The 23,255-nt window shown below is 44.4% G+C and carries 19 protein-coding genes and 1 pseudogene; 8 read left to right on the forward strand and 12 right to left on the reverse strand.

Going from position 1 to position 23,255, the window contains the following annotated elements; genetic code table 11:
- Positions 1–102 precede the first annotated feature (102 nt).
- Complete coding sequence (locus tag SIB41_RS00505; protein WP_413359590.1) at positions 103–489, reverse strand: helix-turn-helix domain-containing protein; 387 nt, start codon at positions 487–489, stop codon at positions 103–105.
- 418 nt (positions 490–907) lie between these two features.
- Here SIB41_RS00505 and SIB41_RS00510 point away from each other — a divergent pair, with 418 nt between their 5' ends.
- Positions 908–1,132: a hypothetical protein gene (locus SIB41_RS00510; protein ID WP_413359592.1), complete on the forward strand. Its 225-nt coding sequence runs from the start codon at positions 908–910 to the stop codon at positions 1,130–1,132.
- A 436-nt stretch (positions 1,133–1,568) separates the two neighbouring features.
- Here the strand turns inward: SIB41_RS00510 and SIB41_RS00515 are convergent.
- A pseudogene (locus SIB41_RS00515) lies at positions 1,569–1,871 on the reverse strand (phospholipase D-like domain-containing protein); the annotation flags it as partial.
- A gap of 27 nt (positions 1,872–1,898) precedes the next feature.
- Entirely contained in the window at positions 1,899–2,102 is a 204-nt protein-coding gene (locus tag SIB41_RS00520; protein WP_413359595.1) for a hypothetical protein, read from the reverse strand.
- Between the two features lie 148 nt (positions 2,103–2,250).
- Here SIB41_RS00520 and SIB41_RS00525 point away from each other — a divergent pair, with 148 nt between their 5' ends.
- Entirely contained in the window at positions 2,251–2,472 is a 222-nt protein-coding gene (locus tag SIB41_RS00525; protein ID WP_063398172.1) for a hypothetical protein, read from the forward strand.
- A 1,669-nt stretch (positions 2,473–4,141) separates the two neighbouring features.
- On the opposite strand, the gene SIB41_RS00530 is transcribed toward SIB41_RS00525, so the two are convergent.
- The 4 genes from SIB41_RS00530 to SIB41_RS00545 form a co-directional block, all read right to left on the reverse strand.
- Positions 4,142–4,468 carry a DUF805 domain-containing protein gene (locus SIB41_RS00530; RefSeq protein ID WP_413359597.1) on the reverse strand — a complete coding sequence of 109 codons (327 nt, stop codon included), beginning with the start codon at positions 4,466–4,468 and terminating at the stop codon, positions 4,142–4,144.
- Between the two features lie 1,010 nt (positions 4,469–5,478).
- Positions 5,479–6,777 (reverse strand): cytochrome P450, encoded by a 1,299-nt coding sequence (locus SIB41_RS00535; RefSeq protein ID WP_413359599.1) that lies wholly within the window; start codon positions 6,775–6,777, stop codon positions 5,479–5,481.
- 274 nt (positions 6,778–7,051) lie between these two features.
- Positions 7,052–7,288, reverse strand: a complete 237-nt coding sequence (locus SIB41_RS00540) for a hypothetical protein (RefSeq protein ID WP_041384596.1) — start codon at positions 7,286–7,288, stop codon at positions 7,052–7,054.
- Positions 7,289–7,966: 678 nt separating this feature from the next.
- Complete coding sequence (locus SIB41_RS00545; protein WP_413359602.1) at positions 7,967–8,251, reverse strand: hypothetical protein; 285 nt, start codon at positions 8,249–8,251, stop codon at positions 7,967–7,969.
- A gap of 18 nt (positions 8,252–8,269) precedes the next feature.
- On the opposite strand from SIB41_RS00545, the gene SIB41_RS00550 reads away from it, so the two are divergent.
- From SIB41_RS00550 to SIB41_RS00560, 3 genes are all read left to right on the forward strand, one after another.
- A complete protein-coding gene (locus SIB41_RS00550) occupies positions 8,270–8,605 on the forward strand; it encodes a hypothetical protein (RefSeq protein WP_413359604.1) in 336 nt (111 codons plus the stop codon).
- Between the two features lie 13 nt (positions 8,606–8,618).
- Positions 8,619–8,933 carry a hypothetical protein gene (locus SIB41_RS00555; protein ID WP_413359606.1) on the forward strand — a complete coding sequence of 105 codons (315 nt, stop codon included), beginning with the start codon at positions 8,619–8,621 and terminating at the stop codon, positions 8,931–8,933.
- Positions 8,934–9,191: 258 nt separating this feature from the next.
- Complete coding sequence (locus SIB41_RS00560) at positions 9,192–9,350, forward strand: hypothetical protein (RefSeq protein WP_413359609.1); 159 nt, start codon at positions 9,192–9,194, stop codon at positions 9,348–9,350.
- A 43-nt stretch (positions 9,351–9,393) separates the two neighbouring features.
- On the opposite strand, the gene SIB41_RS00565 is transcribed toward SIB41_RS00560, so the two are convergent.
- The 3 genes from SIB41_RS00565 to SIB41_RS00575 form a co-directional block, all read right to left on the reverse strand.
- On the reverse strand, positions 9,394–9,867 hold the full coding sequence (locus SIB41_RS00565) for a cupin domain-containing protein (RefSeq protein ID WP_413359611.1): 474 nt from the start codon (positions 9,865–9,867) through the stop codon (positions 9,394–9,396).
- A 2,188-nt stretch (positions 9,868–12,055) separates the two neighbouring features.
- Positions 12,056–12,781, reverse strand: a complete 726-nt coding sequence (locus SIB41_RS00570) for an FkbM family methyltransferase (protein ID WP_413359614.1) — start codon at positions 12,779–12,781, stop codon at positions 12,056–12,058.
- Between the two features lie 1,111 nt (positions 12,782–13,892).
- Entirely contained in the window at positions 13,893–14,132 is a 240-nt protein-coding gene (locus SIB41_RS00575) for a hypothetical protein (RefSeq protein ID WP_413359616.1), read from the reverse strand.
- 1,213 nt (positions 14,133–15,345) lie between these two features.
- Here SIB41_RS00575 and SIB41_RS00580 point away from each other — a divergent pair.
- A complete protein-coding gene (locus SIB41_RS00580; protein ID WP_413359618.1) occupies positions 15,346–15,636 on the forward strand; it encodes a hypothetical protein in 291 nt (96 codons plus the stop codon).
- Between the two features lie 339 nt (positions 15,637–15,975).
- On the opposite strand, the gene SIB41_RS00585 is transcribed toward SIB41_RS00580, so the two are convergent.
- Both SIB41_RS00585 and SIB41_RS00590 read right to left on the reverse strand, forming a co-directional pair.
- Positions 15,976–16,245, reverse strand: a complete 270-nt coding sequence (locus SIB41_RS00585) for a hypothetical protein (RefSeq protein ID WP_011130926.1) — start codon at positions 16,243–16,245, stop codon at positions 15,976–15,978.
- A gap of 1,234 nt (positions 16,246–17,479) precedes the next feature.
- On the reverse strand, positions 17,480–17,593 hold the full coding sequence (locus tag SIB41_RS00590; RefSeq protein WP_413359621.1) for a chlorophyll a/b-binding protein: 114 nt from the start codon (positions 17,591–17,593) through the stop codon (positions 17,480–17,482).
- Positions 17,594–19,000: 1,407 nt separating this feature from the next.
- Between SIB41_RS00590 and SIB41_RS00595 the strand changes: the two genes are divergently transcribed.
- Together SIB41_RS00595 and SIB41_RS00600 are read left to right on the forward strand one after the other, a co-directional pair.
- Positions 19,001–21,811 (forward strand): FAD-dependent oxidoreductase, encoded by a 2,811-nt coding sequence (locus tag SIB41_RS00595; protein WP_413359624.1) that lies wholly within the window; start codon positions 19,001–19,003, stop codon positions 21,809–21,811.
- A 1,048-nt stretch (positions 21,812–22,859) separates the two neighbouring features.
- Entirely contained in the window at positions 22,860–23,123 is a 264-nt protein-coding gene (locus SIB41_RS00600; protein WP_413359626.1) for a transthyretin, read from the forward strand.
- Positions 23,124–23,255 lie beyond the last annotated feature (132 nt).

Genomic DNA, 23,255 nt, shown 5'->3' on the forward strand with positions numbered 1-23,255 from the left:
CTTCGGATTCCATTTTCTTCGGGCTCTGTTGTTTGTTCAACTGGTTGTTAAGCCCATTCGTGCAGGTTTTCTGAGGCAGGCTCAGGTTGTGCGTTTCAGCCCTCAAGCGAGTGTGTCCTGCGGTTGTTCTCCGTAGTACTCCTGATAGCGGCGAGCGAAGTGGCTGCGGCTGGTGAAGCCCATAGTTGCAGCCGTGTCGCCAATCCCGCTGAGCCCTTGGCTGGCACGACGAGCTGGGTCCAGAAGCAGTTGCCGGATGCGGTCCATGCGGACCGAGCGTTGTAATTCAAGGGGTGTCTGTTCGAAATGTTCCTTGGATCCTTTGAACAATGACGTTCGGGATTGGAAGAGCTCGGCGCTGAGTGCTTCATCGGTGGCTGTCTTCATTGGGTTCCTGTCGCACCAGTGCAGCAGGTCGATGGCGGCTTCATGGCGTACCTCCCGTTTGGCGATCAGCCTTGTGCGTGCCATGGGCTCCTCAATCAGCACGGAGGGATACTTTCAATTTAGAGAACATCATTAAGCATGACTATCTCTACTCAAAGTCTCTTTTTTGGCTTCAGCGATCAAACGGTTAATCGTGGACTTGCTTGCTAATGGACTAAGAGCTGTTGCGATCTCTATCTTGCTCAGCCCAGCCTCATAGGCTTCAAATGCAATCTTCTTGACTTGATTACGATCAAACTTCAGGAATCCCATGTCAATGGCCTAGCCAATCAAGACTTAAGTCTTCCTGTTTGAAGATAGTTTTAGTATAGGACGAGAAGATGCTGCTCTGTTAGCGGAAGTGCACTGTTAATGACAAAGGGTTTGCTTAAAAGATTGCACGAATAAATCAGTTAATCGCTTCTAAGTAAATAAAGAACTTCTAAATCCTGTATTGATTCGGCGACTTTGCGCCTCAGGAATGTCAAGGCATCACTATCCATGGCTAAAAGCACAACAGGCGGCAGGTGAAGTGGTTCTGGTTACAGATGTAACTAGCAAACAATTTGATCGCTGCCGCAGGGTGCGAGATCAATTTCTAGCTTTAGCGCCAAGGCTCAGCGGTGTAGCAATCGGCTGGCGAACTATCTCAGAAGCAAAAACGGAATTAATCACAGGAGTATCAACAGTGTTGGCGGCCTGGTGAACCACGAACAACGGCCTGCCGCTAGCGATTTTGAGGGCTGGGAGGCCACCTTGATTAATACACTCCAGAAGAACCTAAGGGGAGGGGGGCTCCTCTAATTCCACTTGAGACTGCCTTGGATTTCGCAGTTTTAGCATGGGGTCATAGAAATATTCATTTGATCGCAGTTCGAACTGAATCAATCAGCTTTGCCTACTTAGGTGATTATTGATTGAGAGTTATAGGACCTACCATGACTCGTTACTTATCCGACCCTTGAATAAGCACAATCTTTAGGCGGCTATGAATATTTAAGGTTATTGATTGGGTTGTATGAATAGGAAGGCAAGACCTCGCACTATTGAATAGCTCAAAAGTGCACTGGCTAAGCCAGTAAAATATATTATGGGGACATGAAAAAGATGTTTCTTGCAATAAGCTTTGCTGCTAGTTTGTTCTAACCACTCAACGGATCCTGGAATTCAGTGCCAGCAATGTCGTTATCGCTGCTGTCGCTATTGCCATCAGCGCCCAGACCTGGCGGGACGCCCAGTTCAGCACCACGCCAGAGACGGTTCATTTCACGGGTGAAGTGTTTCGCAAGTTGGTGTGAATGAATCAACAGCAGCGTTTCCTCGTTGGGGTGAGCTGCAGTAGGGCTCCAATGAAATGAGCCTGTGATCACTTTTTTGTTGTTGATCACGGCGAACTTGTGATGGATCTTGTCGCCGCGGGCGCGGCGCGGGGTGCCGATGCCTCGTGGTTGCAGTGGCTTTGAAGGAATCGCTCAGTAATGCTCAGGGCTCTCCCGACTCCATAAGCCAGAACCCAAGCCAGAAGAGCACTGGATCTCGTGCTGAGATTCCCTAGGGCTAAGAAGAGCTACTGGATCAATGGATCTGGCTTGGCTTTCAGGGATGTCAGCCCTAAGCCCGAATCCCATGCAGCGGAGAGGGATGTTGAAGAAACCACCGAGGGTGAGGGACAACAACGGTGCTCTCCAGATACGGGTGAGGCTTGAGGGGCGAGATTGCGCCAGAGAGGTGGAGAGACACCATCGAACTGGCTAACAGCTAGAGGCCGCTTGGCTCAGGCTGAGTTGATGTTTTCCTAGTGGGGCGCTCCCTCCATTTGACTTCATGCCTCTAAGACACCCCCTCTTTCATCGAACGATTCAGGCGCTGTTTTGGGATGCAAAAGAGGCCGGGTTTGTGCACCCCACACTAGAAAATATCGACAGCTTTAGAGAAGAGCTTTTACGAGAGTTGGAGGAAGGGATCAAGCCGATCATTGAAGAGCGTTGCTATAGGGATCCCACAGTCGAAAGATCAGAAGAAGACTCTCAAATTCCTCAGTGTTAAGACCCCTCCTATCGGTATCCCCAGGAATGGCCCACAGAAGCGTGATCACGTACTCCCCGTGTTGGCCAGTGAAGCCCTCTGCCTGAGAGCAGGGCTTTTCTTATTTGCTTTCTGGCCCTGGGGCGGTGATGACTTTTTGTTTTCATCCTTCACCGCTATCCATAAGTTGACGCAACTTCTTTAAAAACGCAGTGACCTGGCTCATGCCATCGATGAGTTCGAACACAGACTGATCCAAGACATGCTTAGCTTTTTATAAGCAGAGCAAACACCTGACATGAAGAAGGGCACCCGCGTTGGATGCCCTCAAGTCCAGGACAGGTTTTCAGGGTTTCTACGTCCTCGGACTCCTGATCTAGGTCTAAGCAAGCAGGACCAAGGCGTCAGCAGGGATAAATGCTTATTTGTATCAGCCAGCTTCTCATTAGTGCGGCGTTTTGGCGGCTTGCTGGAAATGAATGGATAAGCATCCATGCTCATGGTCGCCCCGAAAGCATTCTGTATTGTTCGCAAGTTGAGAGCGCTAACCACAGCTTGCTACATGCACTCCAAACAGTATTTTCACTTTGGATAAGCACACAGCCATACGAGAGGCAGAGTTGCGTCGTATTGAGGCTTCTCTGATTGCAATGCACCAAGCTGAGCAGGCTTTGAAAAAGGAAAAGAGCAGTGCGCTCTGCCAGCCAACTCACTGGAAGTAGTGTCTGGAGCTGAATAGTCTTCAGTACAGCAACGCCAAGCGAACAGCTCGTGACGGCTGTGGAACTGACACGGTCAACTGGCACAGTGACAGCTTGCATCGTTAAGGTTCATTTGTGAGGAGGACTTCTCCTCGGAGTGGAAACAAGGAAACACTTCCAAAGAGAAGTCTTGAGACCCTGCCTTTGGCGGGGTTTCTTTTTGCCTTTTCATCTAGAGCTCTGAGCCCGAAGAACAATGGTGCCAAGCCTTTTTGCAGAGGGAGTAAGAGAACTGTCTGGTTAGCACCAATGACTCCTCAAGCATCCAGATCTAGACCTGAACAAAGCCACTACAACCCCCTTGGGCTCGAGGGGGCCTGGGCGGGATTCCCGGATGAGGTGGCTTAGGGGCCCTTCTTTCTCGGGCCCCGCAAACAATTGGCAACCCATCAAGCGATAGCCCACCTCCTCGCCTGATTGGCTGAATAGCGATAGCAATCTGTTGCTAGATGCATCCCATGCATCGATAGCACTCAAGCGACGCTTGGCGAGGGTTGAGAACGCAACATCTCAAGGAGGGGATCTGGTTTCATTTCACTTCTGTAGTTTCAGCATTCACCTTTGAATAGAGGCCTGACTTTGCATTCGGTATCAAGGGTGCATCGCTATAGCTACTCAGGTGAATCTCAAGCGCGTGCCCTATGGCAGAGTTGAAGATTGGGCTTCAATTTAATAGCAGTCAATAGTAAGCATAAGTGCTGATGATGTAGTTAATATTGCCAAAGAGCATAAGCAAGATTGCAAAATAAACATGCTCTAGTAAGCTCAACCTTCAGGATATGAATCGTAGGCTTAGCTGGATCAAATGCTGGAGGTAGCAGCTACTTAAAGGTAAAGGTTTCAAGATAGGATTTTGCTACAATTAACTATTTCCACCAAGTTTAAAAATAAGGCCTTTTAGGATCCATTGATCAAGCTGTATCAGTGATTCATCCCTCTTGCGAACTCTCAGCCGAAGGGCCGATCACAATCCAAAGCAGCCATAAGGCCCCAATGAACGGAATCAGAGCGATGAAAATCCATTGCCAATGACGGCCGGTATCGCGGATTCGACGAACCTGCATGGCAATTCCAGGAACAATGCTGGCAACAGCAAACAGTGCATAAATCGAGTAAAATCCTCCTTGCAGCTGCCCTAGAACAAGACCGAGCAGAACATTGACGAGAACAATGGTCCAGTAGTCAATGCGCTTGGTTCGTCCCTTGAAGTCAAAACCCTGAGTCCAGAACGTGCTGTAGCGATCGAGAACTGACACGTTTCAATGTCAAAATATCAATCAATTGTAGCCCCTTTACACTCTCCACTCACTGAAACAAGCAAGCACCAAAATCTTCCAGACCAGCAGTGCTTTCTTTTATTAGGCTCTAGGTTTGTTCTATTCATGGAAGTCAAACCCTCAAGTAAGAAAGACGCCTGCATCGAAGCTTGTGATGAATGGAGTTGAAACGTTCTAAGCCTGATCAGATCGTCTGCTTCCTATAATATTGGGATGAACGTATGGCTTCCGTTTCGTTTGCTGACTAGGCGCGTGATTGGATTCAAGAAATAGGCGGATATTGCAAGCAAGTCTAAAAGTTGAAAACCCTAACTGTATGAAAGGGTTTCAAACTAGCGAAAGTCATCGATTGCGACTTAACGCTGTGCCGGTCGATTATGTTTTGGAGCTACCGAGGTTTAAGGATAAAATTGACCAATGGCCCTTGTTGCGAATTTAGGCCATGAGCTCGGTTCTTTTGAAGGTGTCAATCATCACGAACGGTGTGGCGTAATGGAGCCTGGAATTGTCTCTATTTGAGTGGAAGACGACCATGAATAAATGCGTTGCGACAACTCATGCCTGAAAATGCCCCTACTGTTTGATTGACAGCTGTTGGTATCTGAGATAAGGCAATGCATCCGAGTAAAAGAACGACCCATTTTTGATAGGTAGTCAATGAGACAAAGCCTTTGCTTAGCCTTTTTGTTATGTTTGTAGCCATGGTTTAAGTTCTTGTGTTCGAAATAGGTTGTTGACTATCTAATTTTTGATAGTGGCTTAAAAGGCCAAAATTGCTATGTATTGCTTCATTCCCTGTAGAGGGGTGGCTACATCAATTGGTAACCAGCGCAGAAGCATTACAGAAAAAGAGTTTTAGGTATGCATGAATTTTGCTATTGCATAACGTCTGCCATATTCAACGCTAGATCTTGTCTCATTGGCTTCTTCTGTCGTTTTTTGATTATTTTTGTCTAAATGAGAATCCATGAGAATCACTTTTGAGCTTCCTAAAGCACCTTTGTTAGCAAGCCATCTCGGGGTGTAGGGCTTGGCAGCATTTGCAGAGTGAGGTCTTGATCAGGGATCAAGTGAAGTCGCAACTGGTGAAACAAGCCGACCACCATTAAACGTATTTCAAGTTCTGCTAGTGGTTTGCCTAGGCATACTCGCTCTCCCCCCCCAAAAGGCAGCAGGGTTGCTGAACAGCCATCATCTAGGTGGCGCTGGGGACGAAAGGCTTCCAGATCGCCAGCACCATGACGGTTAGAAGCTGCCAGAGCAACCTGTACCACACGGTTTTTTGGCACTTCCACACCGTCGATGACCAAGGCGCATTTCGTGCGGCGAAAAAACCCTCCCACCGCTGGCGTGAGTCGCATCACCTCAGAAACGACAGCGTCTAGTTTGGGTGCGTTGACCTGGTCGTAGGCAGTGGTGGCCTGCTCGGGTGCTGGAGGCCAGTCAAGTCCATCGATTTCCTCTCGCAGCCATGTTTCCACTTGCGGGTTGAGAAGCAGCTCCCGCATCAGACAGCTGAGCGAAGAAGCCGTGGTTTCGTAGCCTGCGAACAGAAGAAGCAGAAGCTGCTCCACCACGTCTTCGTCCGTTAAAGGAAGTCCTGCTTCATCGAGACCTCCAGCAAGCAGATCAAGACCACCCTTGCCATTGGATGCTTTTAAAAGCACTTTCTGAAGCCTCTTCAACAACCGTTCCCGTGCCTTAAGCGCTTTGGCAAAGGAGCTACCTGGAAGAGCTATCGGTATTGAGAAGAGGGCTCTGGTCCAGATCTCGAAATCAACGAACAACTCATCGCGATCAGTACCCTCCAATCCGAGAACCGTCGTGGCGATCACCGAGAAAGCGAAACGACGCATTCTCTCTGCGAGAGGCAGAGCTGTTTTTGCAGCTTGGAGTTCGTCGGCAAGATCTTGAACCATGCTGATGATGCCAGCGCTGTAGCGCTGTAGTGCTGAGGCCGAGAACAGTTGGCCTATCACTCTTCTGCGTGCTCGATGGGAGGCTCCGTTGCGGTTAGCCAGCGAATGGCTGCCCAACAGCTGCCGCACACTCTCTGGCCACCAACCTTCTACTGCGTTGGGTTGAGCGAGCAGATCACGAATCGCTTGCCCGCCCTGAATGAACACCATTGGCTGTCCGAGCAGTGATGTTTCAAAAACATTCCCGTGACGCTCAAAGCGCTTCTGTGCAAAGGCTGGATCGCGAAAAAATGCAAACGCTTCAAGTACCCCACTCAGGGCCGCTGTATTGGGAAGAGGGCGAAGCTTGGCATCATCAGAACTCGCCATGACATTTGCTATCCAACAGCAAAGCTAATGGGGCGATAGAGCAAACCTTGAAGAATTGACGAAACACCCTGAAGGAAATAAGGGGCTTAATACGTTTCTATTGCTAAATCACACGTCCCAATGCAAAAAATAGCAAACCCTTGGCATGAAGAAGGGCACCCGCTTTGGCTGCCCTCAAGTGCAGGACTCATTCTCAGGGTGTCTGCGTCCTCAGACTCCTCATTCAAATGGAACCAGGTTGGATTAGAGGCGCAGGAGGAATAACTGCTTCTTTTCAGTTGCCTCCATTGCAGAAGCGAACTGCCTCAGCATTGCTCCTGCCTGTGGCGATGGTTTCCTCTACGCAGCCGTTGAATACCTTGCTTTCTTGTTTGATGGAGCAGACACCCAGAGCAATTGCAGCAAGAGAGATTGCGGAGACAACGGTGGCGGTGATCTGAATGACGCCATAAGCAAGCATTGAGCTCTTTTTGCTGATGCAGTCCTTTTTGGTCGTGGTCTCTTCAGTCATGGATAAGCAAATGTCTGCAAATAGCCTATGAAGATCAATGGCTTCAATATGGGATACAGAAGGCCGTAATAACCACACTCATGGGCTTTTTGATCAGCATGGAGGCTTAGACGGCACCGCAAGACTCAACTTTTAACAAATCTCCTCACCTCATAGTGTTGATCCATTGCTAGGCATCAACTACTAGTTTTCAACTGTATCTATGCCTCATATTATTTGTTTTTATCGATAGCTAGATTTCTGTTTGGATAGTTGATTTGGTCACCTCTGGCAACCAGTTCCTCAAGGAGGTAGTTTTTACCTGGTGTTGTCTCCAGAGAAGCTGATTAGCCTTAAGACACATATATCAATGGTGTTTTGGCTGGATGTCAGGCTCGATTCAACGCAAGAAGCTCGCTCTAACAGGCCAAGCCTCAAAGACATAAGCAAAGGATTGCAGTGTGGTTATAGGGCTTCTAGCAAAACCTCTGCAACGTTAATAGTCTTTAGAGATTTATACGTTTTCGCTGAAAAGATTTTGGCTTTAGATATACTAATGGAGAATTGGGGCGATGGATCAATTGCCAGAGGTGTCTCCCGGCGTAGTAGAAACAATTATGGCCTTAATGATCAGTGCTTGGATTTTCATATTGCTAATGCCAACCGATCACAATGAGGACGAGTGATTGGGGAGATTGTTTATTGAAGCCAATTTTCAGGTTCTTTAACTTCTTCTTCTTCTTCATCATTGCGGATTGTTCCCTTTTGCCAGGCTTCTTTGTCTTGAATTGAACGGGCTGATGAGGCCTTGGGGTCAAGTAAGGCAGGGCCTTTGGCTTTTGTTTGTTCTTCTTGCTTCCTGTGGCATCCGATTGGGTATGCCTGTATTGATATTAATAGTGAGTTATGTTTGCGATTAAGCTTCTGGCTTGTGATCGAGATGCCTTTCCAGTTAAGTGACTGTCTAATGACATTAACTTGCATTCAGGCTCCCCAGTGATAATGGCATCTGAGATAATAATTATCAGTTTAATACTTGATGATGAAGTGGTTGGCTGGGAGGTATTGAAAGGCTCAGGGATTGAGGATTGTTTTGCAGATTGTGGTGACCAATCTCAGCATTTCAAAACTCTCAAAACCATTTATTATTGGCGCTCAATGCTGACTTCGATAAAGTTTAGTATTAAGCTCTTGGTCGATAGCGGTTCACATTTATTGCAGTTATTTATGTTCAACTCATCCTTCGGGGTTGTCAATTTTTCTTGGAAGTTATCTGGCTTTTCTGCAACACCTGAAGGGCTCGTCGTGAACCCTCCTGTTCCGATTGCGTGGTGTTGAACATAAAGCTTGAATGACAGACACAACATGTGGCTACAGTTTGCTGATGGACCCTACGCCAACCACGAAGTTCATCACCTACTGCGCTGAGCAAGAATTTGGAGAAGATGCTGAAGTTACAAGAGTGAGAGACGAACAAGGCAGAGCACCTTGCAGGGACAACAAGTACCTCATCGTTAGTGCTCAGAAAAACTTCTATGAGTTCAAAGGGCTGGTCAACATCAATGGCATCACATTCGGATTCAAGGCCAAAACATTCAAAGCTCAGCAGCCCGAGTGGTCGTTCACTCCAGAAGCCCTTCTTAAAGAGCGCAAGAGCTCCTCATAGGTTCCCCTAGGCAACAATGGTGGAATGGAACAAGGGGATCCCGAACCTTTAGCCACCGTTGCAAAAGCGAGTCGCCCTGGGGAGATCGTATTGCTTGTAACTGTGCATCTCAATAATGCAGTAAACCCTGAGAATTGCCTCAGTGGCAACTGGAACTTGGGTTAGGGCGAGCAGGGCCAAGGCTAGTCCTGTTCCTGGGGCATGGATGTTTGCGGTAAACCAAGGCTTTTTTGTCACGGAAGAGCTGTGCGGTTAGAGATGCTTAAAGATCAAGCAACTCTGCCTCATAGATTGGCTTTGCGCTTATCCAATTTTTCAATGCTGGGTGATGTGGCGGTGGTAAACCTTCAGCTGCGCTTCCAACACACAAACCTTGGAGGTGCTAGAGAGATGGCCATAAGTGGAATTACCGCTTAATTTTTAGCCTTCAGGCATCGGCGCTTTGGTGAATACGGCGGCATCAAATCAGCTCACGAATGGCGTTCTCTGGCCAGCATTGCTTGGGGATGTTTCGAAGCATCTTGAAGTCTTCGAAGTCAAAACCTGGACCAACACAGCAGCTCACCAAGGTATAGGCACCTTGGCTGCAAGCAGCTTGCCAACATCCTGCGGGGATCATTTGCATTGGCTGTGCTGCATCCAGAGTCAATCTGACGATTTCATTGCTATTTGGATCTAGTCGCCAAAGAGAGAGCGGTGCTCCCTGAAGGTGAATCCAGATTTCATCTGCACCATCAACGCAATGCCAACAACTTTTATCATCCTTGCCTAAGAGAAAAAAGATCCCTGTGATGGCATTGCGTTGATGACCATCACTTCGCTTTACTGTTAGATCACTTCGGATGACTTCCCGGTACCAGCCTCCCTCGGGATGTGGGGATAACTGGAATTGCTCAATGAGCCTCAAGATGCTGCTGTCTTTCAATTGATCCAAGAGATTTTTTGCATGCCCTCAGAGTAGTCAGAGTGTTCTTGGTGAGAGGAGGTGTAGGCATTTTTATTTCTTTGCGTAAGTCATTTGACTTGTCTCAATAAGAAGGTGAGCATTCAACTTGCTTGGGAAGCTGGTATTTTCTCAGTTAGCAGGATCTCAGGTGCTTGTCAGGCCAATTTCGACACTATTACAGCTGGACTCGTAAGTATTTGATTACTGCTACCAAGTCATGCCTGTGCTGATGTTCATACAAAGATTTCTTTCTGCTTATCCTAGACCAGATAGATTGTGCGGTCTGATTAATGTTCTTATATTCTTTTTTGACTAGATTAATTCATGAACTCAATTGTTTTTAGATGTGTCAAATGCTAGATTGATTACCTCGATGAGCATCAGTTTATGTCGTCATGTCTTGACTCAAAGTCCGCTGTTTGCTCAGCTAATACCAAGATTTTTATACTATTAAATCCCCCAACTATCTCACTATTGATAGTTAATCAAAGGCAGGCGGATCGGTAAGGCGGTTCCCGTAAAATATCAATGGTTCAAAATCTACATCTATCGTTTTAGATATGGGCGCAAGAATGGGAATGATGTCTATTCTATGGCCTAATTAGACATGCAGATGCAAGTTATTGTGGGTGCTTGGATACCGAAGGCCATCTTGGCGGCAAGAGTATTCGTTGCTCTCTTCGCATTGGACTAGTTTAGAGATAAGCCTATTATTAATAGACTTAAGCTTATCTTTTGGATTCTCTATATCTCAGTGAAGCTAAGGATAGGTTTTTTAGCACTCCTTCTTTAAGACGATTGATCTTGCTCTAGGCTAAAAAGTTGTTCACTAAAATGAGGGTTTTGGCAGGTGAGATGAATGAAGTCTATGCTCCAGGAATCAGTCTCTTGCTAGAGTTGGCTACCCTATGATTGACTCATAATGATCAGAAGAATTGGCTGAAGGGAACTTGCGCTATCAATAGCGGTAAATAAACATTTTTTGAATTCAGTAATTAATTGAATAAGGAATCCTTCAGCAGATTTTGCATTTGTGCGGGTGATCATGTAGTATTGAATAAGTCGGGAATTTATGATGACTGATCAAAAGCACGATTCAGAGGCGCCATTGGCAAGATTCATTAATTGGATCAAAGGAGTAATGGGAGGCATGGGAAATGCAGTTGTTTCTGAGAAGAGTAAAAATGTACCGCCCAATATTGGCGCGCAACCATTTAAGGATAAGCCAAAGAAAGGGGTTCTATGAATCGATGAGGAGTCATTAACCCACTATTTATATTCAAAGAAATAAACTTCGATTTGTCCGTATTGACTTTTATGGGCCATCATATTTGGGATGGGAGATTTACGCATTTAACGCCTATCCTGAGGAATAACCTTTTAATTTCACTTAGACAAGGAGAATTTAGAATTAGAAGAATCCTGCTTTGCCAAATTTTAGCTAGCAAGAGATGCTTATAAGCTCTTCATCGATTATTGGCAAGGTACTCCTTATCATCCTCGTCGCTCTCTCTTCAGACCCTTTAAACACAGTAGAAGTGCTCTCTGTTGAGGATGGCGACACACTCAATGTTTTTGTAGCTTCTTGAGCAATCAAAGTGCGTCTCGCTTGCATTGAGGCGCCAGAGAAGTCACTGGCGCCTCAATGCATCACCACAACCACTAAAGGCTCTGCTAAAGGTAGGTTCTGATTTGAATTTACTCCCGAAATCAACAGACCTTTATGGAAGAAGCTTTGTACTTCAGTTCAGCATAGTATCTCCTATCAGCCTAACCTTACAATGCTTTTCAGCGCTTTTTAGGCAGTAGGCTTTTGGTGGTCTTTTTACATTTATTAGGCCCTCTTAAGCGGTTTCTCCACTCAGAGACAACCACCAAAGCTATTAAGCCGTAAGAATTGGAGCAGCAAGCCGAGAAAGGGGCAGAGTGCGAGTTGCCAATGCCTTATAAGAATTAAATTATGGCATTCAATTCAACATCCATCAGACAAGCCATATCGAAGCATTTGAGGAGATAGCTAGGTAACAACCCAAAGAGCTAGGGAAGCCCTGCACGCAAGAAGCAACGATCAGTAGCGCAACCAAGTAGAAAATTACTTACCTGGCATGGGAGCGAATGTACGAAATGAATTGTGCCTGAAGCGAATTAAAATCTTTTATTGATACTTTCTGTCAACCTAGATTCGGGATTTATGGATAAATAGGAAATCAGGTGTAGAGCCTATTTGCCCATAGAGATAGCCAAGATCAAGCAATTCTGCGAAAATCTTTTTTGGATGATTGATATCCAGTGTCCCTGCATGGTCTGACCAGACCTCCATTGTGATAACTGGCTGAAATTCAGCTATCGCTGTTAATCCCCCTTTAATCGCTAAGGGCTCATAGCCCTCAATATCTAATTTTATAAAATCCAGCCTTTTAAGGCCAAGACTATCAATCGTAGTAGTTTCAACCTCTATTTTTTTTGCGTTTGGGTCATGCCATTCTGGCAGACCCATAGGATTATTAGCTAGCCCAGATGCCCCTGGATTTTGAGCAGTAGACCAGCCATAATGAGCTATTGAACTTACATTTGAAAGTGCCTTCTGATGAAGAGTGATGTTCTGAAATCCATTTATCTCAGCATTTTTGGAAAGCAACGAAAAACTACTTGGTAGTGGTTCAAATGCATGCACATGCTGTGCAAGAAATGCAAGCTTTAATGTATGGGAGCCAACATGGCATCCCCCTTCAATGACAACACTATCTTTATCAATAAACCTTTCAAATACATTGTGCAAATATTTTTCCCATACAACATTGCTTCTCAGTTTGTCTGAAATTATGCAGCACCCCTCGCTATAAAGATGGAACCTGCAGGGACAACCATTGTGGAAATTATCTACGGTACAGACCTGCGTCACAAGAATAAAAACAGCGAGAAACTTTCATTCAGCGTAGCTTGGGACACGATATCATGTATAAATAATTACAATTATATGCATTTTAAGGTACATTGCTACTGCTGGGGGATAAGCAAACTACCCCTGACTTTTTATTTGTTGAAGCGCAACTTCTGATAGATCTGAATCACCTGTCTGGATTTGGATAAGCGAGGCCTCTGAGTTGTTCAGATCAACAGATTCCCGCTGATGCTAGTTTCGTGTCGACAAAAGCAAGATTGGTCCGACTTTAGGCGGAGCTTATTTGAATGATGCAAGCAAGATGCCCTGGAGACTATTCTTGAATGGCTGTTGTTCTCTTTGGTGTTGTGATGGTGTTCATAAGAATCTCACGCTCACTCTTTAAGAAGAGACTCATGAGATCTTTTTCAAGGCAAGACTAAAGTGAATTGTTTGAATGTTTCTGAGAGAATCCGGTCATGAGATGAATCAATATCTGCATGCTTTGGGGATAGTGCTTTGCTGGCATGTGATGCTTTTGCTAATTAACACTGTTAGATTTTATTGGCGAATTAACAATAGTAAAGATCGCTTCGTTCCTCTTGGTTTTTTAAAAATATTAATCGTTAACTTCTCTGGCCACAAAGTAAGGCTTTGGTCATCCCATTTGCTGCAGATCGTTAATCTCAAAACAATTATGGAGTTAGATGATGCTACTAATCGCCCTATTCAATTATCCAAATCATTGACATTATAATCCTCTTCGGCTTGGTAAGAGACTTTTTAAAGTCAACTGAAGAATAACTGATGATGGTCTTTGCCTTGTTGCTTAATTTGTAGATCGCGCAGTTCTCAATGTGACATTCAAATAAAGTTTTATGCCTGGGATGAAATATAATTGAATTTTTTAGGCATGTCTTATATGCATTAGATCTTATGTCAAGGAAGTCCCACTTAGGTAATCAACTTAGATATCGGCATTGTCAATGCATCTAGATGATTGACTAATTCTTGATCGCAGCCTAAGCCAACTTTGGTAAGATTAAAAATATAGTGAGAGGGCCTAAACACAACTCGAATGTTTTGGCTAGTCTCACTTTTATAGCCTTTGCTTAAGCGTGATCGTAGTTCTTTAGGCAACTTTGAGCAGTTCTGAGGCAACCTTAAGCTCATTTTCAGAGATACCACGTTCTTGAGCTTCCTCGACGACTTGATTGAGTTGATATCCGAAATTCAGGTATTCGAGTTCAGAATGTTGATTGCTCAGTATTGCCATGATCTTATCTTGGTATTCAGCAGCCAGCTCCTCCTTTGTAAACCCAGTCAGATCTGCATAGCTTGCAGGAAGAACAGTTGCTGTAGTGGTGTACATGGTGCGCTATTTATTGATAAAAATCTAGCTGCGTTCCTTATCTTGGGCTGGATACAGTCAGCAGATCTAGACACAAAGGGAGGCCATAACGGTGCTCATCTGAATGATGAGCAGCCTTTGCTCTTTCTCTGCTCCTATTTTGTTGTCATGCCAACGCTGATGTTGTTTTTTTGATAGCTTTCTCTTTTTGTTTAAGTGTATCTAAAGACTTTTCAAGTGTTATTTTAGCTTTTGATGCTGGGTAACCTCTAAAATGAGATTCTCCGGAGAAGCGTCTTGCTGGAAGCTCTGATTGTTATTAATGCTTATTCACTACGTTTAGGCAGTACAAAGAATCAGTAGGCCGAGCTCGAGGGTGTGCTAATTGAGGTTGGCAGTAAGGCTGTTGCACCAGATCAGGCTTTTGCTTTGATTTTGTGCCTTGGAAGTGATGGAAAGGCTGGGATTTAAGAACATTTCAGCTCTTTCAAATATCTTTTCCGATTTGAACACTTTTGTGGATAAACTTTCAAATGGCAGGTGATCTTCTTGTTTTATTATTCATGCATTAATCAAATCACTTTAGCAACAGTTTTTTCCTGAAAATCAAAAAAAAACTTCAAGACGTAATCTTCTTGCTCAATTTATAGTGCGAGTATATATTTATTGTCACCGTTCCCCTCATGTCATATCTAAAATGTATCTAGCTCTTGGCAATAGAGGTATAGGCGAGCATTGCAAAAGCAAAGTTTACATCATCAAATATCGATTTATTTTTTACTTGCATTCTTTAATGAGTATATGAAAGTCTTGCCAGCGACTACACGTTAACAAGTTGATCAGGGCTTCTTCTCATGCTTGATGAACACGATCAGAGTAAAGCAAGTCTAATAATGGTTTTGTTAGTTAACCAAGACTCCCGGTTCGGAAGCCCTCAACTCCAAGATTCTTTTAGCCATCTGTTCGGGCGGCGATCTGAATGGCGTCAGACTAGGCCGGTTTAAAGCATCATTCCAGTAAACACTCCTTTTTGATGGTCTCTATGGGCGTGGCTGCTGGGAAAATGTATTGAGCGGGGTATGGTGCGGCTTAGTATGCCTGAGAAAAGCATTGGCTTTCCCCCCGCTCAGTGTCTGGTTAGGGCTTTTGCTCATAGCGATTGGCGTGAGCGTGGGGATTGAGTTTCAGGTTCGAGTGGATTCAGATTCAGATTCAGATTCAGATTCAGATTCAGATGACTAGATACCATTGCCCTTTCTGCTCAATTCGCTACCAGATTCATCAGCAACGGGCGGATGGGGTTATGGTCTGCGGCCAATGTGGTGACCCCTTAGTCAAGGTCCCATTCATTAGGCCGACTCAGATCGTTGGGTTAGTAGCCGCTGCAGCATTCATTGCACCCTTGCTGTTGATGGTATTTGTGTTCATTCAAGACGAGCAACGTCCTGAGCTCAAGCGTCCTTTATCTACAATGGCAGTTTTTGCTTCGACTGCTTCTGTAGATCTTTGGTCTTACCGAGGTTGAATTCTTTTAAGTATCTCTTTTGTTAGGTGTAGTTTAAGGTGGCAACTATCAACCAGAAGATGTTCTTCTTGTTTTGATGTGCATACGCCAATGACATAGGTTTGCGACTATTCATCTGTCGGACGTGCTAAGTATTGAGTAGAAGCCAACAAGCATTAAGTTTCTTTCTGCCTCTGTTTCTCTGCATTGTCCATTTCTTGGTGAATGGATCACTCCAGGTCAGAATTCAGCCTGAAAGGGATATGGGATGGAGTTGACCAGTTCACAGACCGTCAAAACTGATCAACCAGCTCAGTTCGGTCGGCCTGCGCACTTACCTGCAGGTGAAGTGGAAAAGGGCTAGAGCTCATACTCCTGCTCAAAACGCTCCAGTAGCCCCTTGTAGAGGGCCAGGGTCCCCTCTGTCTCCTCGCAGAAGCCCTTCAAGACATAGCTCTCTGAGAGGTGAGAGGCTGCGGCGTTGATCTGCTCAAAGCCGGATAAATATTCACCTTGTGTCTCTTCATCGGCGATGTCGTAGATCATTGCCATCACCAGCTCCACCTTTCTTTGAGCCGCTGCGATCTCGGCTTCCATGTCCTTGCTGAGTTTGCGGCGCTTCCTCGGCATCTCTTCCTCTAGATCCAGAAAAGAGATTAAGGGAATGGCCGTTTTCAAGAGGAACCTCTTTGCTCAGAGGATGGTTCTCATAGCGCTTGATGCTGATCTAGAGATCAACCAGTGCTTAAAAGCCCAAAAATTCAATTTTGCTCCGGATCAGAGCTGCCTGCAATCAGCATTAAGACTGATTGCCATCAATGGCTGACAAGGCCAAAGTATGTGCATCGAACACGGAGGCGCCTAATTGGACGACACGCCACCTGAGTACGCAGAAGAAGCAAGCTGACTTCTGGCCCCTGCTCCAACAGTCTCAAAAAATCGTGGGCTAATCGTCTGGTGCGACAAAGTCTATTTGTGCGTCAAACCAGTCGATACTCCTCTGCATCGTCCTAGGTGCCCCAAAAGGAGTTTTACAGCCACACACCTTGACAAATGGCCCCAGGTGCCAATCCTCAGAAGCTTCGCTTAATCACTAAAAGACATTAAAAACCGACCCCCCCTTCTATAGTGGGTCGGTTTTTTTATGCATAGAGCAATCTTTTGTCTTATGCCATGACTTTGCAAGTGGCTTAAATGTGAATTGCAAAGGCCGCTACTTTTGTTAACCACTCATTTAAATTGGATTCAAACTCTGAATGTGGATAGATTGCTCTACTAATTTAGTTGTGCGATGAAGTGCTTGCAAAAGCTGATCACTAATGTGGAAGATCAACACCATGATTCATGTCTGCTAGTAACTTGACTTTTGTTCACATGTATTGAGTGAAATATTACAAAGGTTTACTTACATATCCGGACTCTGAGTTGCTCGTTGCTCCTCTCCTTCATAAGTGCGTTGGCAAGTATCTGCAAAATTGCAAAGAGTTTGATTGAAGTTGGAGGTAGTAGAGGGCTACAAGCTGTGGAGTCATACAGCCCAGTTGAGGATTTATGTGAGCGCAAAGCCAGTTAAAAGACCAATCGCTCAGCTCAGCCAGTGCTCTGGTAGCTGCTCAATCGCAAGTGTTGCTGAAGATTCTAGTGCGGCACTTCTGTCTAGGGCGGTTAGATCCATCAATCAGTCCTACTAGTGATACTCCTTGTGTGGATTTGGTATGCGTTCAAACCCTTAGAGTTAGTTGCGCTCCTGTTGATTCACTGCGAATGAATCCAGTCACATTCACTTATCGCTTGATCAACGCATCGGTTGGGCTTGCTCTTCTTGTTCAGATGGTATAGCGCTAAAACAACTCAGCGAGCATTGCTAGGAGGAGGTTAATTGCAACTTGATGACTTGAATCACCACAAGTGATGCGAGGCTCGCCATTGCAAATCTCCCGTGCATGATCTCGACTTGGCTCAATCGGGCGAAAGTCATGATGGAAAACCCTCCTAACGATCAAAGAGAAGAGCCGTCAGTGCAGAAAGACTGCGGCTTATCTCTATTACATAAAGACAGCTCTCTCAATCTGGGTCAATAGGTCAATGCACTGGATAATTCGTTTGATCGATCGTTGATCTAGTGCAGCAATGCATTAAAGGTATCCAACACCAATGTGCTTGAGCTAGATCCTTGCAACCTTGAGTTCATTCGACTCAACCGATTTCTTCTTGGAAGATTGCGCATATCCTGCAATCAAAATTTTGGGTCTGCAGAGGTTGTGGACTCGTGACTCGCTAGTCTCTTGTTAGAGTCTACGAATACCAAAGGTACTTAGCATTCTCAAGAGGTCCACGTAGGTGTCTTTCTTAATGAGTTCCAGTGCATAGAGAGCTTTGAGAAAAGAACAGAGCCGAACCAACTTAGAACTAGAAAATGTGATTAAAATTGGTCAGTCAATTCCGTGGATAAATCTAGAGTTTGTTGAAAGCCAGGCTAAGATATGTCTCCCAGAAATGATATCTTCCTGGCTTTAAATGTTTGTACAAGATGAGTAGGCATTTTAAGTAATCTCTATCAAATTCCTGGCATTGCTAATTCCATTATTCTGAGGAAGGCCCTTTGCCTGAGACTCCGAAAGTATTCATACATGCTCCAATGATTATGCATATAAGTGCTGTTACTGCAATCCCATAAATTATTGGGGTGATAGATCTTCTGGATATGGCGCAATATATCTGGACAAGAGGAATTCAAGCAGATGACAATGCATAACCCCAGCCAGCGTCCTGTTGACGTTTTCTGAAAGCTAGGATTTGCTGGGCTGAGATTGAATGGACAATTTAACCTGCTCAAGAACTATTTAATAGCACAATATCTTTATTGTCTTCTACATATTGAAGCAAGTCAAGAATAGTAGAGCAAGCAGCAGATGCTGAATTGCAGTTACTGTTACTCATAAGCGTGTAACTTGTTTCAACTCTTTGCTCAATTGTTGGCTGATCATTCCTGAACCCTTTGAGCAGCCAATATGTTTCTGCCTGCAAGCATATATGAAGTAAACTATTGCTGAGAAATTGAAATCAACGTTCTTGCATATTTAGTCTACTCTCTCAGTTTTGCAGGATGTTCGCATCAATACATTTTCTCATCCATTAGTTGCTAAAAATCCGCCTTCTTCAGGGTTGATTAGGATCTCAACTTCTGAAGTTAGAATAAAATAAAGTCCTTAATTTGCCTCTCATGCTTTTTATAGTGCGCAGTAAGAAGTAATTTTGTTAGAGTGTTTTTACTTAATTCATCTGTTGCCTGCAAGCTTCATGCAACGTTTTGCGCTTGTAGACTGAATGTTTCATGAAATAGTGAGATAATTTACTTGGCTTGTGTATCCCTTAGCTAATGCACGTGCTTGACCGCGATATTTTGTTGCCCTCTTATGATGTCTTGGTAGTTGGCGCTGGGATTGGTGGACTAACAGCAGCGGCACTTCTGGCTAAGCGTGGTTACAGAGTTTTGGTGGTAGAGCAGCATTATCTCCCTGGTGGATGCGCGAGTATCTTTCGCCGTCAAGGGTTTACATTTGATGTAGGAGCTTCTCTCTTTTTTGGGTTTGGAGAAAAAGGCTATAACCCACATCAATTTGTGATGAATGAGTTGGAGGAAGACATTACTCTTGTGCCGATGGATGAAACCTTCACTATCCATCTAGATCAGCAAACCAAAGTTTCTATGTATACACAACGTGAAAGATTTTGGGCAGAAATGTGTTCTTGTTTTCCACACCAATCAGAACAAATTAAAGCATTACTAAGTGAATTCGAATCTTTTTATCATGAGTCATTGGATAGCTATGGAGGTCAGTTTTTTGCGCCAGCGGAAACGCCACCGCAACATGGTATCAATTTGATGTTTACGCGACCTTTTTATTTAGCAAGGTTGCTTAATTATCTGCTTTCAACTCAAGAGCAACTATTTCGACGCTTCACACGTGATCCGCAGATTCTCAAACTATTTACGCTTTTAAATCAAAATATGACCACTTGTGGATTGGATCAGACACCTGCCATCGCCGGCCCAATGATCCACGTGGAATCTTACACAGGTGGTTGCTATTATGCTCAAGGCTCACCACAGACTCTGGCGAATAAGCTAGAAAAAGCTATTCATAAATATGGTGGAAAAATATTATATCGTAATCGCATTGACAAGATCTTAATTAAGAATGGGAAGGCGATTGGATGTCAGCTTGAAAATGGCATTAAGATTAAATCTCATACAGTAATCTCAAACACAACCGTCTGGAATCTCTATGGCAAGTTGATCGATTCGCAGCATATCTCCCGCAGAAAAAGAAAGTGGGCAAGGAAATTTAGGCCAAGTTATAGTGTATTTGGTGTTTATCTTGGTGTTAAAGCAGAAGCTGTCCCCACGACGATTAAGCCTACACAAATCCTGCCCTTTAATGACAATGGCTCTTCAAGTTATCTGACAGTCTACGTCACGTCGATGTTGGATCCTGAAGCTTCTCCGCCAGGGACACATACACTCTGTATATTTCTACCGGAATCTACTCCAGAGATCACACTGCCAACCGATGGTAAGGATAAATATCATAACCGTACATATCGAGATCAAAAGCAGAAAAAAGCATCCGCAATTATTGATTACTTAGAAAAGAATTATTTCCCAGAACTTAAAAAACATATCTTGGTTCAGGAAATAGCTACCCCACAGACGATTCAGCGCTATACCCTTAAAAGTCATGGCTCTATTGGTGGTCCACAGGTGAATATGAGCCAAAGTTATATGAGTCGGCTGGCCGCTCGCAGTGATTGGCAAGGGCTTTATTGTGTAGGCGATTCCACCAGTCAAGGGATCGGCGTAGTGTCTGTGACTGTGTCCGCAATAAGTGCAGTCAATGCCATTTTAAAGGATCTTCGTCAACCTCAATATCTACCATTAAAGCATTATCCTAAAAAGTATGTGCATTTTGCTAAAGCCTCTCTATCTCAAAAAGAACATTCTGCAGATTTGATTCCTGACCATCAGAAGATAAAAACTGTGGAATTAGATCCCCGATCTTGTTTGTCTCCGCGCTGCGTTCGGGCGGGTCCAGACAGTACTCATCAAGCCCATATCGCTCGTCTTGTCGAAGCCGGCAATTGGCTAGGTGCTGCCCAGTCCTTACGTGCCGTTAATCCATTTTCAGAAACAACCTCTTACCTTTCTCAATCAGACGATTTTTGTGGCTCGTCATGTTCGCAATCGTTATGTCCTGATGCTTCTATTCCCATTAAGTCATTAAATCGCTATGTATGCGAGAAAGTCCCCAACTACATACCAGAGGCAGCTCCGGATAATGGTAAGCGAATTTCTATTGTTGGGGCTGGCCCTGCTGGTCTAACATGTGCACATTATTTGGCGCGTTTGGGCTACCAAATAGACATTTACGAGAAGAAAAGCGAAGCTGGAGGGATGTTGAAATTGATTGCTCTAGCATCAAGGATTCCTCTGTCAGTATTACATCGTGAAATATCAAACCTATTATTACCTTCTATTAGGATTTATTTTGGTCAATCTTTAGGAGAAGACATTACAATTGCTGAGCTTAGGCTTCAATATGATGCACTCTTTTTAGCCTGTGGTCTAGGAGAGAAGCAAATTCAGACTAAAGATGTCGATCACGATTTTAACTTGATTCATGGGTTGAAGTTTTTAGACCAATTTACTCAGGAGCCAACTATTGTTAGAGGGAAGACATTGACAATAGTTGGCGCTACCTACCTTGCTATGGATATCTCAAAGTTGGCAATTCAAAACGGTGCAAGCAAGGTTTACCTTGTAGATGAACAGGCTCAGCTTCAATTGAAATCTCAGGCTAAGCGTTTAAATGAAATGCAAGAACTTGGAATTGAGATTCACTCCAGAATAGATCCTTCAGCTTTCTCTAAACTCTGTAGTTCTTCTCATCAGGTGATCATGGCAGGTTTGGAACAACAGCGTATTGAGGCTCAATTAAGGGAGCATCTAAGTTCAAGCCTTTTGGTGGACGTTGATGCCTTGGTTAACTTAGACACGCTACAGGTTCAGGGTCACGTCAATGTCTTCGCCGGCGGAGATATCATTAGAGGCTCCAGTAGCATTCATGAGTCAATTAGAGACGGTCGCAAGGCAGCAGCAGAAATTAATCATGCCTTCATGATCAAGCAATCTTGATTCCTGGAATAGACATTTCACGCTTTAACTCATAGCATTATTGAAGATGGAGTATATTTTAGAGGTCAATCAACATGAGCCGACGCTTCTTCGTCTTGAATAATTTTTTGCGATCTTTTTAATTATCACCGATATGAGCTTTATTAGTGTATTGATGCTTGAAGGCCAAGACGGCTTTCTCCGTGCTGAACGGGAATTATTTCAGTGGTGCATTCGGATCGAATCAGAGGATGAGTTTGATGTAGAGCTCAAACAGCTAGCAAAAGAAGAGGCTGATCATCGTAGATCTTTTCATATTCCCAATGGTTGAATGAATTTGATACTTACTATTGATAATGATGAGATTCTAAAGAAGATTTATCAAGCGCCGAATGGAGAGTCAGTCTCCGGAAATGCTTAGCTTTTTTCATTTTTTTCTGCTAACCATTGCCCCCATAAGCACTGTCTGCAAAGGATCATCATCCTTGATAGTTGAAGAGATAATCCGACTTGCCTAAAAGCTTGTTAGTGCGTTCCATGGTTATATTAAATTATTCTTCTAAGTGACTTTTGTAGACTAGAGTGACTTTGAAGGAACTTTAGTCAGATTTTTCAGGCACTACCTTGATACGCATTTTAACATAAACTATAGGAAGAATGCTAATGCAAGGTGATGATTGCAATAGACAGAGTATGGCTTTGATATTAGCATGAAAGTGCTGAGCCTTTCGCCATGAGATTCGGCTTTGATTTAGAGATCAGAATAAACACTTTGTTGATGTTCAAGTGTTCACTTACAAAGCCTTGATTTTCTACTCAATCAGCCTTGGCCTCGAACTTTTAATAAGCCCTTGTCAGCTCAATAAAAAGCAGGCAAGGAGTCATTGGAAAGCGATTGAGGCTACACAGCAGTCCACGGCCACTGATGAACCACCTAACTGGTTTATTTTCTCTTGCGCATCCGTTCTGGAATAAGATGAATGTGAGGTAACTGCTCATGATTCATTTCACTCAAATTTCAACAGCCCTGATCGTCCTCCTTGGCATGGTCTTTATGTCAAAGGTGGTCATGACGCTTGTAGTTGACTTCGCTTTGCTTTCAAGCCTGAAGAGCCTGATGCGCTTGATGGTGAGAGGTAGCTATGTGACAGGCCGCACCTTTGGCATCTTCTATTGGCGATACCTGCATGGTCCGCTCCGTCTGTCTCTGATCCAGCTCGTGGCCATTAACGTCACTCTAGTGATCCTTGCCTACGATGCTTGCAGGCATATCTGGCAGCATCTCCTTAAGGTAAGGCCACCATCAGTTGCCCGATTCACTCCAGCTCATTAAATGATGATTGTATTGCCAGAAAGCTAATGCTAGCTAGGTCATCCCTGTTGATTTAGAATTCCAAAAACCTTCATTAAAACCTTGATTTCTCCCTGATAGTTGCTGCAAGTATTTTACCTAAGCTATTTACGA

Source organism: Prochlorococcus sp. MIT 1201, assembly GCF_047303415.1.
GTDB lineage: Bacteria > Cyanobacteriota > Cyanobacteriia > PCC-6307 > Cyanobiaceae > Prochlorococcus > Prochlorococcus marinus_D.